Below are 12,288 nucleotides of genomic sequence, written 5' to 3'. Positions count from 1 at the left end.
ACCTGTTAACAAAACCTCATTGCAGACATGGAACCATGTATAACCTGTTATGTCCGTTAATTTAAATTAACGGACATAACAGGTTATACATGGTTCCATGTCTGCAATGAGGTTTTGTTAACAGGTTTATGTATGCGTTAACTGGTTAATCATAACCTGTTCATGTCTGCACAACGTGTTAATACTTTGCATATCTATAACGCTTACACAGTAAAGGTTTGGGCTATTGGTTAGATTAGTACATAAAATCATAACAGTATGTATGCGCTATCCTGTTACTATTCTCATCAATCTGTTATTGGCTTACTCCTAACACAGTAACAGGTTATATGTTGAAGTTGATGACTATAACAGCTTGTATAGTAACAGGTTATTGATTTATCGCGTCTCTCGCGTTCGCTGTGGTGACGTTGGTAGCCTTGACTGGCAACTGCGTTGCCTGACCGACGGCGGCGTTGCCGCGTCTCCTGCGATCGCTCCCATCCTTAACCTCAGTTTTCATCCATTGGATTTTCAGCAATAACTTGAGCGATTGGCTTGAACAAATCTATGGTTAGCGATCGCTAATTTAGTCACCACTGCCTACTATAAAATTACTCAACGCGATCGCTCCCCTTCCTCACCCATGTTGAGTAATTTTTGTTGAGTAATTTTTGTTGAGTAAATCTATAGCGATCGCCCGACAACTTCAGTTAATCCTAAAAAATTGACACCACTTTTCAAAATTCAATTTTTGACTACCAATAAAATCGCCTATCAATTGTTCATCCCGCCGCGTCTCCTGCCTTGCCTCACCATAGTTATGCTTTGGTATTTTATTTCTGGCATAACTCCTATGCCCCGCCGCCGCCTAACTACTGTACTGCTTTACTAATGCTACCTTTTATACATTTTTGGTAGTCACCACTGAGAATAGCCGTATTTTGTATCAAAGCTTGATACCGTAGTCACGCGCTCTATATAAATAGATATTACTAATTAACTATGACTACCAGATCACAACTACCAGACCATGACTACCAAAACCCCAAAACCTCCAATCTATTTTTAGGGCATTGGGCATTGGGTATTGGTCATTAGTCATTGGGCATTGGGCGATCGCTCTTTGGCACCACTTTTGCAATCTCAATTTTTCACCGCGAATGTTTGACGAACATCTAATTGCCTCCCCGCCGCGCCACCAAAACAAAAAAAGGTATTCTGGGGCATGGGGAATGAGGGGAGGGAGCGATCGCACCTGTGGAGATGCCGCCACAATGCCCTACAATGCCCTTTATTTCTCTAATGGCTACGCTAGCCTTTGTCTTGCATTGGGTATTGGGCAAGGATGTTAGTTGCTCCTACTTTGCTACTGCTGACCCTAGTCTGAAACAATACTTTAATCTCTTTTTTAACTCTTCATACAATAACCGTAGTTATTGGGTGTCAGTAATTGGGCAAAGAAGTTAGAAATTATTTATACAAGCATCTACTATAGTTATGACTGTTAAAAAAATTAGTTTTTTAGGTCTTCTGATTAGCTTTATTACTTGTAATCCTGCAATGGCCCAGTCCATTCCCGTCCCTAGTAATCAGTGGCAAGCCGTCATTCAAGATACGAATGGCAATATTTTTCAAGTCGATAGAGGCACGGTAGCAACAAACGGTAATCTAACTTTGTATTGGGTGCAAATACTTTATAGTAACGGCGGCATCGCCGTTTCTCGGCAGTACACTGCGGCTAATTGTGCAACTAATGAATACGCTTTAGGATGGGCATTAGACGCTAATAGTCAAGGACAAATACTTACTAATGCTCCAGTGAAACTAGTAAAGCAATACGCTGCTTCAGGTACAGTAAGCTCATATTTGATAAATGCTGTGTGTACTGGGTTTTCTACTGATCCGCAGCTTAACGCCTTAACTAGGGCGCAGCAGACGAATGCTGAGGCAATAACTAGAGCTATGCAGATTGGGGCGGGAATGTTTAAATAGTGACTAGCAATTCTGACTAATCATGTGTCGAAACATTGTAGGCTGTGGATCACAGGGTCTACAGAAGCGCGATGAAAATCAATCGGCACGGACGCGCCAAAGTTCTAACACAGTCAGAGATACAGCTAATTTTCAGTGATGGCTTAGACAATGACCGCGATCGCGCTTTGTTCGGCGTATGTCTATTTAGTGCTTGCCGTATCCGTGAATGCTGTACCCTGTTCACCCAAGACATTTACACACCCAAGGGCAACGTTAGACCCCGGCTGATTATCAGAAAATCAAACACTAAAGGCAAGCTAGCTACTCGCTCTATACCAGTGATTGAAGACCTGCGGCGTTTGCTGGTTGAATACTACCCACTGGCAGGAGATGATTATCTGTTTCCCGGTCGCAGTGATGGACACATCAGCGAAGACTCAGCCGCTAGGATTTTGAGAGAAGCTTGTCAGCAAGTAGATATTTTTGGAGTGAGTAGCCATAGCTTTAGAAGGACTGCTTTAACTCAGATGAGTAACGCTGGCATTCCACTGCGAGTGATTCAGGAAATCTCAGGGCATCGGAACTTAGAACAGTTACAGAGATATTTAGAAGTGACTGACAATCAAGTGTTGGGAGCGGCGGCAAGTTTGGCTATGTTGTCACCAGTTGGGGAAAATGTCGGGAAATGTGCGTTTCCCGACATCCACCCAAAACCATCTACAGTAAAGCATTCAGACCAAAGTACACCGTTTTAGTTTCTCCCTGCCTTAAAGCCTTCACCGCTCAAGAATTCGTCGTTTATCAGCAACAGGATTTTATCTGTGTCCTTCCCTTTATTGGCATAGCTGGCAGGGTTACTGGGGTCTTTCTTGTTTTCCATGCCGAACTTGGCGTTATGGCTGATTATTTCATCCTTGTGCTGTTCAATCCAGTCACGCACCAGCAACCCGTTACAGCCCGACAAATCCCTAAGCGCTTGGTTAGTCACTGCCAAGCGATCGCCCTCTCCAGTTGCCACAGTATCGTTGTACAAACAGATTGCCTGATAAGACCTACGAATTTTTTCTACAGCTGCTAAGGTTGTTTTGCTCCCCCACACCTCAGCATCAGTCTTGGCTTGCCAGTCAATCTCTTCCTTTGGTGGTGCGACCTTGGCAGGCGTGGCAGTAGTAGCAGGTACGATAGTTCCCCCAAGAGTTACCTTATTCACCACCTCAATAACTTTCTTTTCTAGCCAAGAATCTAACTCGGTGACATTAAGAGTAACTGTTTGAGGTTGCTGTGCTGTGGTTTCCATTGCATCTTTCTCCTGTTGTAATTGGTTATTCATATCTGTTAACTGGTTGTTAGTTTCTTGTAACTGTTTAACTTGTGCTTCTAGTTGGGCTAATTTTTGGTGTGCTGCCTGTAATTGCTTTGCAGTGTCCAGCCGGCTGTTAAATGACTCAATTAGCTGATTGATTACTGATTGCTGGTTAGGTGTTTCTAGCTTCTCTTGCAAGTGGCGAATAGCTTCTAAGTCTGAAGAAGTAACCCGAACATTAGAAAGTTTTTCTTTCTCTGGTGCGCTTGGATAACCTACAGGTTTCGTAGTGTAATAGTCTGAATAACCAAGGGTAGTAGTGATGTGTTTCAAATCGCTATCGCTGATTTTTTCACCTGGGGTAATATGACCAAGAAAGCAAGCAGCGAAGTACATTTTCGCCCCTAGTGAACCCGTACAATCGCGCTCGGTAACAAGACAGGCACAAGCCGCCCTTAGTGCTTTACAGTCATTTTGCTCTTGACCGTGACGGAAATTTAAAAGCGGTTCTTTGCTATCCTTGCCACCGAAATATTCTTGAACTACCCGACGTAATGAATTACCGCGCTTATCTTCAATAGCTTTATTTTGGGCTGCTACATCAGTAGGAAATTCGTTAGCGACTTCTTTTAAAAGTGATTTAGTAGATGGTTCTTTTCGTAAATGATTCAATCGCTCAATGATGTAACTAGCAGGGAACAAAGTAGAAATTTTAAATACTGGCTTCTCACCGCGTTTTTTACCTTGACCTTCAAAATTAACTTGATAGGATTCACCATCAATCGGGGTAAATTTTCCTCTGGCTAAAATCTCATGAGGACGGCGGCCCGTAGCAGCTATCAAGCCCACTGCTAACTCGTGAGGATGTTCACTGGCTAACAAGTTAGAAGTTACTTCCAAATATGTCTCTGGGTTAATCTCAATGCCTGTATTGCCATCTTCACCAGCAGTAAGAAGGCGATCGCTTACCCGTGTAGTTTCGTTGCGTTCTTCCCAATCCTTTTTGTCCAGACCACACAGCAGAAAGACATAATGCTTTAACTCGTTTCCTGTAACGTTGCCTTGGGCATCATGCTTGGGTACAGAAGCGGCGTTTTTACCCTGTTCTAGTGGCAGTGACTTAAATTTTTTATAGAAGCCAGCCCGACTCAACACAGTGCCTAAGCTTTTAACGCTGTAGTTGGTGTTGGTATTTATCCATTCGTTGAAGTTCTCACAATGTGGCTTGATTTCCTCAAGGCTTTGTAAATCCTTGACCGCTTGAAACAATTGCTCTACTTGCTCTTGAACTGCTTTTGACATCTGACCGACTCCCCTTTATTTTTTAAGCTGTTATTATATTAACTAACAAGTTATTTAGTGTCAATAACGTGTTAGAAAATATCTTACAGGTTATTGACTTATTATAACAAGTTAGATAATATAGTAACAGGTTGAACAAACCACAGAAAAAGCGGGCTGATAACCCGCGCTTAAAAAATAAAGGTGATCTCATGTTACTCACAATTGCTAAACCTCAACAATTCCAAGCACAAGAAGACTACTTCGATGGTGAATTTGACGCGGCGATCGCACTCCCACCTAAACAGACTACAGGCGAGTACTGGGCAGGATATCTCGCCAAAATAAACCAGACGGGTAACACACCGTTCTAAAACCCAAAGGGTAGGCTCACAGCCTACCCTTCATTTTTTGGGCGTGAGAGGATGAGGGCGATGCCTAAGAATCATTAAGCCAAGGGCATGAAAGCTGTTCAACTTCCTCATCTGAAACAATTTCAGGTTTACCCAATTTATTGACTATGCTTGCTGGAATCAATGATTCTCTGTATTTGTTTTCATTCTCTGGTGATTCCTCAACCCATTCATACTGAATAAAAACTTCCTCTGGGATATCTAGGGACAAAACTACATCGCCCTCTGCACCCTCATTTGCATCGATAGGAAAGTTGGAGAACCATACTCCAGTGTGAAACTGTCCAGTCCCATAAGTACCTGTGCCGTCTTTAAACCCTTCCTTCATAATTGCCTTGCTTGCATTTGTGCGATGGTAAACTAGCATTTTCACCTACCCTTAATTTTTGATTTTATGTTTTGCATCCTGCAACAGAGGTTGACTATCTGGCTGATGAGAAAAACCTAACTGAGTTCCAGCGATCGCCCCAAGGGACACAAGCCCGATCATGCTGAAAATGATTAGCTTAATTGGCAATTCGCTGAAACTGAAAACATACAGTGATCGCTTCTCAAACTCCCAGTTAACCATCATAAATTGCACTGGATTAAAATCAAACCATTCTTGGCTTTTGATTAACTCAACATTACATCGGCTAAATTGTTGATGTAATTGACCCTCTACATCTGCCATATCCTCTACATAAATAGTCTTAAGAATTTTCACGTTGCAAGGTGGTTGATTACTGTGAAACTTATCAAGCCTAGCCTCTGGATTACGAGATAAGCCAATTTTACAACGACGGAGGTAACAGCCAGGAATTAGCCCATGATAACCCTCTGCTTCCATTAAATATACAAATCCTGGCTCATGGTCATTTTTGGGCTGATAGACAATTGTCGAAATATCGTCAAAACCATCAAAATTCATATATTTATTTCCAGACTATCTTATTGCTAACTGTGCGCTTTTTGCAGTCTAGGCAGCGATATCTATCATCATTCTGTAGCTTTAAATTTGCGCTCCCACAGTGGGGACAGTGGGGACTTGTGCCAGATTGGTGACTACCCCCTATAGTTGTTTTTGGCGGCAAGGTTGCCATTTGACCATTGCTTGCTGTATAAGGCTTTAAGCTTTCACTGTCTAGCCCGTTGCCAATTGTGCCAGGGGACTTGGCAAGCCTTGCCAGTCGCTTTGTCTCCTCTATTTCTTGATAGTTAAAGCTGACTTTATCGAGGTTAGGTAAAAAATAGAGCTTGGGTGAACGAGAATCTACTACTAAGGCTACTCTTAATAATCTGGCATCATCGGTTACTAACTCATTTTTATGGTCGAGATATTCTTCGATAGCGTCTAGATTTCGGGTCAATTTAGCCAAGTTAGATTCGCTGTTTTTACCCTTGCCATAGGTGTTTAGGTAATGTCTAATCTTGGGAATACCGATGATAATTTCAGTAAATAGGCTTCTATCATCGTTGGTAAAACCTGGGATTTGTTTGGTCATCACTGATTGACCAGATACAATCCAGCCAATGTTATTATGTCCAAACTGTTTAAAAATCTTCTTAAGGTTTTCCCCTGCCTTGTATGGCTCACTGCAAGAATTTAACGTGTTATCTAATTCATCCCATGCCCAAATTTGGAAGAAGTTAGCAGCGAATGTGGGGTTTTGAACTCTAAAATTTCCGTCGTCTAGGCAATCATCAAAGGACTTAATCGCGGCTGTGGTATCGCCATATTTAAGAAAATACTCTAATGGGTAATTGCTATCTTTAAGTGAAGCAACAGCACCGGGGTAAGATACCGTAACGAGAGTATGAGGCACTTTCTCACCCTTCCCGGTATTGCCGCGAGTGCATCCAGCTTTGACAATTTCGCTAATCATTACCGCAGTGGTTGGGGTTTTACCAACGCCCGGATCTGCTATCAGCCGATAGCGGATAGGATGACTGACTACATAGTTGATAAATTCGTCAGGAGTTCCAACCATCAACTTAATTTCATCTGCTTTGATGGCTGGCCCCATACGGTAGCTGACCACAATACAATCGGTTATTTCCAGCTTGCGAACGCTTGTTATCTTGAATAGCCCTAACTTTTTAGCCAGGGTTTCAGAATGCTTGCTAATAGCCTCCACAATGGCTAAAGTATGCACAGAGCGCGAATACCCATAACCAACATCTACAACGCCGTCAGGCTTAATTTGGAACCCCTTAACACTTAAAGCTAGCCTGATATCACTAAACAAAGTACGCGCTATTTCGTTGGCGATTTTCCCGTTAATATCAAAGCCAAAGTCACCATACACGGGTTCGATTAAATCACCTTGCAATTGTTGCTGTAGCTGACCTATACGCTCGTTTAGTAGTTCGATTTGTTCTAGATAATTTTGGCGCTCATGTGCGATCGCTTCCCCAACCTCATCTAAATTTTCGTTGTAGCTGCTTGCTAAACTTTTGATAATTTCAGCTTTGCTTTGATGTCCGTGTGCCACCTTCTCACCCCAGGATTGCAGCCGTCTAAATAACTGCATAGCTTCACTGGTTATTGAATCGTGTTCATGATAAATTTTTTCTAACTCTTGAGACTTAGCAAGTTGAAAGCGTTGATTAGCTTCAGTCTCTACCTGAGATTTAAAGTTAAATTCCCATTGCTCAGTCTCACTTTCTAAATATTCAATGCGCTGGGCATCTTTCTGAGATTGGGTAGATAATTCACTTAACTTAGCTTGCAGTTGGGCGATTAAACCCGTGTTTTCTAGCTTGCTGTGACCTAACGAGTTGATGGTATTCCGAGCTTCCTTGAGTTCATCTTTGACCGTTTCTAGTTGACTGTTAACAGTGGTTAGCCTTGACTTGCAGTTGTCAAATTCCCTGATAACTTTATGCAGCGTTTCACCTGCTTTTTTATTCTTACTTTCGGCATCATTTAGCAATCTCTGTGATTTAGTATCCGCGATAAAGTAAGTAATAAAACTCGCTGGCAATGCTCCCACACCAAACATAGAGATTACTTTGGCTATATCGTTGGTGAACCCTCCAGAAGCTACTACTAAGCCAGCGCACAAGCTAAAAGCACTTAGCCCTAAGCTGTGAGATAATCTCATGATTTTACCTCCAGATAGTCACCTAACTGGGCTTTAAAGCTTGCTAAATTTCCCTGTGACTCAACAGTTCTTAGCCTTAATTCCTCACCTTTTATTTGCGCTTGTAACACTTTTTGATTTAGTTCATCTTTGCTATAAACCGAGATATTTGTATCGGCAATTGTCTTAACTTGACTGACATCTAAGGCAACTGATTTTTGGGTAGTTACTTCTTTTTGATTAAGGTAATCCAAGTAATTACCTTTGACTTTCTCAATCTCGGTAGCTGCTTGGATGCCAGCACCAAAAGCTTTTGAGTGCTTACCAATAACAGTAAATTTCTCGCGTGTCAGGTCGAGCGCTGCCCCCGTCAATTTAAGCGCTCGTGTAGAGCCTTCATAAATTTTCATCCCTTTATCAAACTGGCTTTGAGTTGCCTGTGGGAGAGTTTCGGGAGGATTTAAAGGGTCTGAAATATGGTATTGATTGGGCTGGAATGGTGGCATCATTCCCGGTATTAAATCCGGCGTGACGCTCAACAATCCAGGGATACGGCTATCTATGGGAACAGTTGCAGGGGTAGCAGATGTGGAATTAGTGCTAGATGTCGAGTTTTGGTTACGCCCTGCTAGCTTTTCAGCTACAGCTTTCGCGGCTGCTTTTGTAGTGTCAATTCTTGCCATTGTTGAAAAATTTTCTAGTGTTAATTAGCGATTGATATTTAATTTCTAGTTGCCTAAATGCTTTGTCAATTTCACTAAATTCAAGTGCTAATTCCTCATCTAAGTCATATTTTTTGAGGACTTGTTTTAGCTCTGTTTCGTCTGTCTTTGCATCCTGAATTTGGCTGTTTAGGTCATCCATAAAGCTTTTTTGATATGGGTGCTATATGGCATAATTGCTGGGTAATTAAGACACATTTCCAGAAATGGAATTTTACAAATCTTGCGAGGGGATGTTGGCAAACATCCCCTTTTTTTAGCGTCTACCTTGCCCTCTATGCGGCTCTGGCTCTGTTGGGGAATTTACCTTTTCTGCTGATAGGGTTATCTGTTCTGCTACCACTATGTTTTGAGGTGGATTGTCCTTAAAACTAGCAAGGCTAGGCATGACAGATGCAGCCATAACGGGAATGGCTAGTAAGGTAGAGTAAAATTTCATTGGTTGTTAATCTTGATAAAGTTTTATGACCGGGCGATCGCTTCACTTTGGACGGTAGGGCGATCGCTCTTAAAAATCTTCTTGCAAGAGCTGATAGTAACTCTCATTGATTTATCCCTCATTCTGGACGGGAGACAGCTTTAACGCCGCATCTTCTAGGTGCTTGATTACCTCAAAATTCCCCTCTGTGCGGTACAGCCAAGATGCGATCGCCTGTAGCAAGTCTTCCAGCGAAAACCCTTCTTGAGCCAGGAGACTAATAAATTCTTCTACGAAAACGCTCAAACCTTCTCTACGAGACAGGCGTAAAGCATCGCAAATCACCTGTTTTTCATCATCGTGAATCATCTCAATCATATTTTTTCCGTAAAAATCATTCTGTAAAACCTTCAAGCCTAGATACCTCTAAGTCAGCATTAGCAGCCCATTCCAAGTAGTTGAAATATTGCTTAACGTCACCAAGAGCTACATCACAATCAAAACGCAAGCCTTTAAACTGTGGATGCTGGCGGATTTGACCAAGTAATTCTTGGGCTTGAGAAACTAGCTCTAGTAGGGAATTAGCGCTCATATTTACTTCTGATTCAGTGCCGGAAATTGTAAAAGTCATGGCGTTAGCACTCTTTCTAATAACCAGTTAACGAAGTCGAGGGGAGATAACAGGATGTTGATCGCTCTCACACGATTAGCTTTTTTCCCAGTTCGGTGATGATGCCTTCAATTTCTTGGGTAAGGTCGGTTTCATCTGGGGTAATTTCTGGCTTTTGCTGTGCAAGTCCAGCCAAGTCTCTAATCGCTCCCAAATACCCTTGCTTTTGGTGTTGCCAGTGCTGATTTATACCCTCTGCTAGTTCGGCATCTCGCACAGCCAAATTATTTAAAATCAGTTGGTTCTTAACTTGGGCGATCGCGTCCACTGCTGCTATCTCCTCAGATGCCTGCCTAGCTAGCTGGTCAATTAGCGTTAGTTGGGCGTTAGGTATTGGGGATTGGGTAGCAGATGTTAGATGTTGCTGTTGCTGGGGCAAGGAAAGGGCATTCTGTGACTGTTCTGGGGCTGGTTCCGATGTTTGCTGTGGAGAAGTTTCGGGTAATTGTGGCTGGAAGTGGGAGGCGATCGCTTCTAAATCCGCTTCTGAAACTGCCTTTACAGTGTCGAAATCGTCAGGGCGAACATGGCTTAAAGCCAGTCTCAAGCTCTGTTCCGTGGTCATGTACCTTAAGCAAGCATCATGAATGCTTACTGTGTCTGCTGTTGGTGCTGTGGTTCTCTTCCGTGCTGCCATGATTTACGCTCCCTTCTGTATTTTTTGAATTTGCCCGAATGCTTGCTGATAGCGGTATCTAGAAAAATCGTTGGGGTTTTTGGCGATGTACTGCTTTACGCGATCGCCGCGTCGTAGTTGAGCCATTAGCCGCCCTACTCTGCCCAAAACCCATCCTTGGTAGGGTGATAAAGGTGATTCTCGGTCGTAACTGCCATCGTGGGTTTTGGGGTAGGCATCTCTGAAACTGGGAATTCTCCAGAAAGCTAAATTCTCCCAAGTGACTAAAGTAGAACGGCTAACACCCAAGACTTCAGCTAAATATGTCTTGGTAGATGGAAAATCAAGAAATAAGTCTAAATCTGTAGAATGTTTGCTCCGTCTAGGTTTCATGGGTTTACTACAGTAATCAATGTGAATTGATGGTTAATTGGCTATTAATCGATAAACTAAGCAGCAAAATGTAGCGTCTAATCGCTAAACCCCTTACTCTGTGGGTTGTTGGGGTACTCGTAGGACGCTAATTAGTGATTTGTTGTTGATCGATTGCTTCTTTAAGCTGAGTATAGCAACTATATCCACCATATCCACTGGTAGACATATTTAACATACTTATATCAATGTCCAATAGGATAAGATTGTTATATAGGTCATTTGTGTGACGTACTGGATATAGTGGACAAATAGGAGTTATATTTTGGATGAGCAAAAAAGATATGGCCGAGATTAGAGTTTTTGTTCCCCCTGAATTACGTCAAAAATTTAAAGGTAAATGCGTCACTCAAGGTAAAACCATGAGTGATGTTGTTGCAGCTTTTATGGAGAAATACATTAAAGAAGATGATAAGGAACCAGCATGACAGAAGCGCTAGGAGGAGCCTATGAAACAGAAAAACTAGAGGTATCGCCAGAGACACTAGAGGCAGTAGAAAGCTTTACTACTGCACTAAATAACTTTAATTGGCGGGCTGACTATTTGAAATTCTGTGAAGTTCTGGGTTTCACACCAGATAGCTACGCTGAGGAAAAATACCAGCAATTCCGAGAGCTGGTCAGCTATCTAGACTGCTTTGATAAAGAGGCGATCGCCAGAATGATTGAGGCGGGAAAATGACCAATTCACAGCGACTAGACCACGTAGAAGATGAACTAGAAACTGTAAAACAGCTTTTAGTGTCTACAGCCAGATACGCAGAATCAGCGAACAGGCGGCTTGATGAGTTGACCTTAAAACAAGACCGTACCCAATCTCAGCTTGACCAGATTGGAGGGAAGGTTGACCAACTTTCTGACAAGGTTGATAGTTTTGTCACCCACACGCAACGCCTATTTACAAGGGCAGGCAGTGAGGTAGAAGAAACAAAGGCACGAACTGAGCGATTAGAAGCACTTATGCTAAAGCTTGACCGAAACTTTGAAGAACAAAAATCTCAGTTTCAGGAGTTTCAAATCACCACAGGCGCTGCCTTGGAGAGAATTGACAGAATTTTGGACTATCTACTCAGACAGCAAGGTGGTAATCAAAATCCCCCATCCTAGCTGCGACCTCAGTTGACTGATTTTGAAAATAGGCGATCGCATCGTCTCGCCTACTTTCCCAGAGTTAAATTTAACCGCCGAATAAATTTTTCAATGCGCTAATCTTCCGACTTGACTTCAGGAAAATATAAGAGAGAAATAATGTTACAAGAACTATTGATTGAAGGCGCTGTTAGGTCAGGGTTAGCGCGTCTCAAAACCTATTGACAAGAGGACTTACCTGATCAGCGATAAGGTGGAAAACAAAGTGACACCATCTGAGGTAGGGTAAGATTTAATTCATCGAACTGCCATATCAAAGTAAT

At 42.4% G+C, this 12,288-nt stretch carries 19 protein-coding genes; 7 read left to right on the top strand and 12 right to left on the bottom strand.

Features of this window, described 5'->3' with window-relative positions:
- The first annotated feature begins 373 nt into the window (after positions 1–373).
- On the top strand, positions 374–523 hold the full coding sequence (locus CDG79_RS43055) for a hypothetical protein (protein WP_189525248.1): 150 nt from the start codon (positions 374–376) through the stop codon (positions 521–523).
- 465 nt (positions 524–988) lie between these two features.
- Here CDG79_RS43055 and CDG79_RS35690 read toward each other — a convergent pair whose 3' ends face one another.
- Positions 989–1,255: a hypothetical protein gene (locus CDG79_RS35690; protein ID WP_094346324.1), complete on the bottom strand. Its 267-nt coding sequence runs from the start codon at positions 1,253–1,255 to the stop codon at positions 989–991.
- 224 nt (positions 1,256–1,479) lie between these two features.
- On the opposite strand from CDG79_RS35690, the gene CDG79_RS35685 reads away from it, so the two are divergent.
- Both CDG79_RS35685 and CDG79_RS35680 read left to right on the top strand, forming a co-directional pair.
- The gene (locus tag CDG79_RS35685) at positions 1,480–1,974 is read left to right on the top strand and encodes a hypothetical protein (RefSeq protein WP_094346323.1); all 495 of its coding nucleotides are present in this window, start codon (positions 1,480–1,482) and stop codon (positions 1,972–1,974) included.
- A 71-nt stretch (positions 1,975–2,045) separates the two neighbouring features.
- Positions 2,046–2,711 carry a tyrosine-type recombinase/integrase gene (locus CDG79_RS35680; RefSeq protein WP_094346322.1) on the top strand — a complete coding sequence of 222 codons (666 nt, stop codon included), beginning with the start codon at positions 2,046–2,048 and terminating at the stop codon, positions 2,709–2,711.
- On the opposite strand, the gene CDG79_RS35675 is transcribed toward CDG79_RS35680, so the two are convergent.
- Positions 2,708–4,561 (bottom strand): protelomerase family protein, encoded by a 1,854-nt coding sequence (locus CDG79_RS35675; RefSeq protein ID WP_094346321.1) that lies wholly within the window; start codon positions 4,559–4,561, stop codon positions 2,708–2,710. The two genes, CDG79_RS35680 and CDG79_RS35675, sit on opposite strands and share 4 nt — an antisense overlap.
- Positions 4,562–4,752: 191 nt before the next feature.
- Here CDG79_RS35675 and CDG79_RS43050 point away from each other — a divergent pair, with 191 nt between their 5' ends.
- A complete protein-coding gene (locus CDG79_RS43050; RefSeq protein WP_189525247.1) occupies positions 4,753–4,914 on the top strand; it encodes a hypothetical protein in 162 nt (53 codons plus the stop codon).
- A 64-nt stretch (positions 4,915–4,978) separates the two neighbouring features.
- Here CDG79_RS43050 and CDG79_RS35665 read toward each other — a convergent pair whose 3' ends face one another.
- The 10 genes from CDG79_RS35665 to CDG79_RS35620 all read right to left on the bottom strand — a co-directional run bounded on the left by CDG79_RS35665 (position 4,979) and on the right by CDG79_RS35620 (position 10,837).
- The gene (locus CDG79_RS35665) at positions 4,979–5,281 is read right to left on the bottom strand and encodes a hypothetical protein (RefSeq protein WP_223278545.1); all 303 of its coding nucleotides are present in this window, start codon (positions 5,279–5,281) and stop codon (positions 4,979–4,981) included.
- 51 nt (positions 5,282–5,332) lie between these two features.
- Complete coding sequence (locus CDG79_RS35660) at positions 5,333–5,863, bottom strand: GIY-YIG nuclease family protein (RefSeq protein WP_223278544.1); 531 nt, start codon at positions 5,861–5,863, stop codon at positions 5,333–5,335.
- 4 nt (positions 5,864–5,867) lie between these two features.
- Positions 5,868–8,039 (bottom strand): hypothetical protein, encoded by a 2,172-nt coding sequence (locus CDG79_RS35655; RefSeq protein ID WP_094346318.1) that lies wholly within the window; start codon positions 8,037–8,039, stop codon positions 5,868–5,870.
- Positions 8,036–8,701 carry a hypothetical protein gene (locus tag CDG79_RS35650; RefSeq protein WP_094346317.1) on the bottom strand — a complete coding sequence of 222 codons (666 nt, stop codon included), beginning with the start codon at positions 8,699–8,701 and terminating at the stop codon, positions 8,036–8,038. The genes CDG79_RS35655 and CDG79_RS35650 overlap by 4 nt, the downstream gene beginning before the upstream one ends.
- Positions 8,688–8,882: a hypothetical protein gene (locus tag CDG79_RS35645; protein WP_094346316.1), complete on the bottom strand. Its 195-nt coding sequence runs from the start codon at positions 8,880–8,882 to the stop codon at positions 8,688–8,690. Before CDG79_RS35645 ends, CDG79_RS35650 begins: the two co-directional genes overlap by 14 nt.
- A gap of 114 nt (positions 8,883–8,996) precedes the next feature.
- Complete coding sequence (locus tag CDG79_RS35640; protein ID WP_094346315.1) at positions 8,997–9,179, bottom strand: hypothetical protein; 183 nt, start codon at positions 9,177–9,179, stop codon at positions 8,997–8,999.
- 111 nt (positions 9,180–9,290) lie between these two features.
- Positions 9,291–9,536 (bottom strand): hypothetical protein, encoded by a 246-nt coding sequence (locus CDG79_RS35635; protein ID WP_094346314.1) that lies wholly within the window; start codon positions 9,534–9,536, stop codon positions 9,291–9,293.
- Between the two features lie 16 nt (positions 9,537–9,552).
- Positions 9,553–9,789, bottom strand: a complete 237-nt coding sequence (locus CDG79_RS35630) for a hypothetical protein (protein ID WP_223278543.1) — start codon at positions 9,787–9,789, stop codon at positions 9,553–9,555.
- A 67-nt stretch (positions 9,790–9,856) separates the two neighbouring features.
- On the bottom strand, positions 9,857–10,465 hold the full coding sequence (locus CDG79_RS35625; RefSeq protein ID WP_094346313.1) for a hypothetical protein: 609 nt from the start codon (positions 10,463–10,465) through the stop codon (positions 9,857–9,859).
- 3 nt (positions 10,466–10,468) lie between these two features.
- Complete coding sequence (locus CDG79_RS35620) at positions 10,469–10,837, bottom strand: hypothetical protein (RefSeq protein ID WP_094346312.1); 369 nt, start codon at positions 10,835–10,837, stop codon at positions 10,469–10,471.
- A gap of 308 nt (positions 10,838–11,145) precedes the next feature.
- Between CDG79_RS35620 and CDG79_RS35615 the strand changes: the two genes are divergently transcribed.
- The 3 genes from CDG79_RS35615 to CDG79_RS35605 are packed head-to-tail and all read left to right on the top strand — an operon-like array spanning position 11,146 to position 11,983.
- Positions 11,146–11,304, top strand: coding sequence for a copy number control protein (locus tag CDG79_RS35615; protein WP_143855679.1), 159 nt, complete (start codon positions 11,146–11,148; stop codon positions 11,302–11,304).
- The gene (locus CDG79_RS35610; RefSeq protein ID WP_094346311.1) at positions 11,301–11,558 is read left to right on the top strand and encodes a hypothetical protein; all 258 of its coding nucleotides are present in this window, start codon (positions 11,301–11,303) and stop codon (positions 11,556–11,558) included. Before CDG79_RS35615 ends, CDG79_RS35610 begins: the two co-directional genes overlap by 4 nt.
- On the top strand, positions 11,555–11,983 hold the full coding sequence (locus CDG79_RS35605; protein ID WP_094346310.1) for a 6-aminohexanoate hydrolase: 429 nt from the start codon (positions 11,555–11,557) through the stop codon (positions 11,981–11,983). The genes CDG79_RS35610 and CDG79_RS35605 overlap by 4 nt, the downstream gene beginning before the upstream one ends.
- Positions 11,984–12,288: the final 305 nt, after the last annotated feature.

Origin of the sequence: Nostoc sp. 'Peltigera membranacea cyanobiont' 232, assembly GCF_002245985.1 — a bacterium.
GTDB lineage: Bacteria > Cyanobacteriota > Cyanobacteriia > Cyanobacteriales > Nostocaceae > Nostoc.
This window is presented reverse-complemented; position numbering and strand designations above follow the sequence as displayed.

Bases quoted from the DNA above. Each gene is read 5' to 3' on its own strand.
- CDG79_RS35685 (WP_094346323.1), top strand. From the start codon at position 1,480: ATGACTGTTAAAAAAATTAGTTTTTTAGGTCTTCTGATTAGCTTTATT.
- CDG79_RS35680 (WP_094346322.1), top strand. From the start codon at position 2,046: ATGAAAATCAATCGGCACGGACGCGCCAAAGTTCTAACACAGTCAGAG.
- CDG79_RS35675 (WP_094346321.1), bottom strand. From the start codon at position 4,561: ATGTCAAAAGCAGTTCAAGAGCAAGTAGAGCAATTGTTTCAAGCGGTC.
- CDG79_RS43050 (WP_189525247.1), top strand. From the start codon at position 4,753: ATGTTACTCACAATTGCTAAACCTCAACAATTCCAAGCACAAGAAGAC.
- CDG79_RS35665 (WP_223278545.1), bottom strand. From the start codon at position 5,281: ATGAAGGAAGGGTTTAAAGACGGCACAGGTACTTATGGGACTGGACAG.
- CDG79_RS35660 (WP_223278544.1), bottom strand. From the start codon at position 5,863: ATGAATTTTGATGGTTTTGACGATATTTCGACAATTGTCTATCAGCCC.
- CDG79_RS35655 (WP_094346318.1), bottom strand. From the start codon at position 8,039: ATGAGATTATCTCACAGCTTAGGGCTAAGTGCTTTTAGCTTGTGCGCT.
- CDG79_RS35650 (WP_094346317.1), bottom strand. From the start codon at position 8,701: ATGGCAAGAATTGACACTACAAAAGCAGCCGCGAAAGCTGTAGCTGAA.
- CDG79_RS35645 (WP_094346316.1), bottom strand. From the start codon at position 8,882: ATGGATGACCTAAACAGCCAAATTCAGGATGCAAAGACAGACGAAACA.
- CDG79_RS35640 (WP_094346315.1), bottom strand. From the start codon at position 9,179: ATGAAATTTTACTCTACCTTACTAGCCATTCCCGTTATGGCTGCATCT.
- CDG79_RS35635 (WP_094346314.1), bottom strand. From the start codon at position 9,536: ATGATTGAGATGATTCACGATGATGAAAAACAGGTGATTTGCGATGCT.
- CDG79_RS35630 (WP_223278543.1), bottom strand. From the start codon at position 9,789: ATGACTTTTACAATTTCCGGCACTGAATCAGAAGTAAATATGAGCGCT.
- CDG79_RS35625 (WP_094346313.1), bottom strand. From the start codon at position 10,465: ATGGCAGCACGGAAGAGAACCACAGCACCAACAGCAGACACAGTAAGC.
- CDG79_RS35620 (WP_094346312.1), bottom strand. From the start codon at position 10,837: ATGAAACCTAGACGGAGCAAACATTCTACAGATTTAGACTTATTTCTT.
- CDG79_RS35615 (WP_143855679.1), top strand. From the start codon at position 11,146: ATGAGCAAAAAAGATATGGCCGAGATTAGAGTTTTTGTTCCCCCTGAA.
- CDG79_RS35610 (WP_094346311.1), top strand. From the start codon at position 11,301: ATGACAGAAGCGCTAGGAGGAGCCTATGAAACAGAAAAACTAGAGGTA.
- CDG79_RS35605 (WP_094346310.1), top strand. From the start codon at position 11,555: ATGACCAATTCACAGCGACTAGACCACGTAGAAGATGAACTAGAAACT.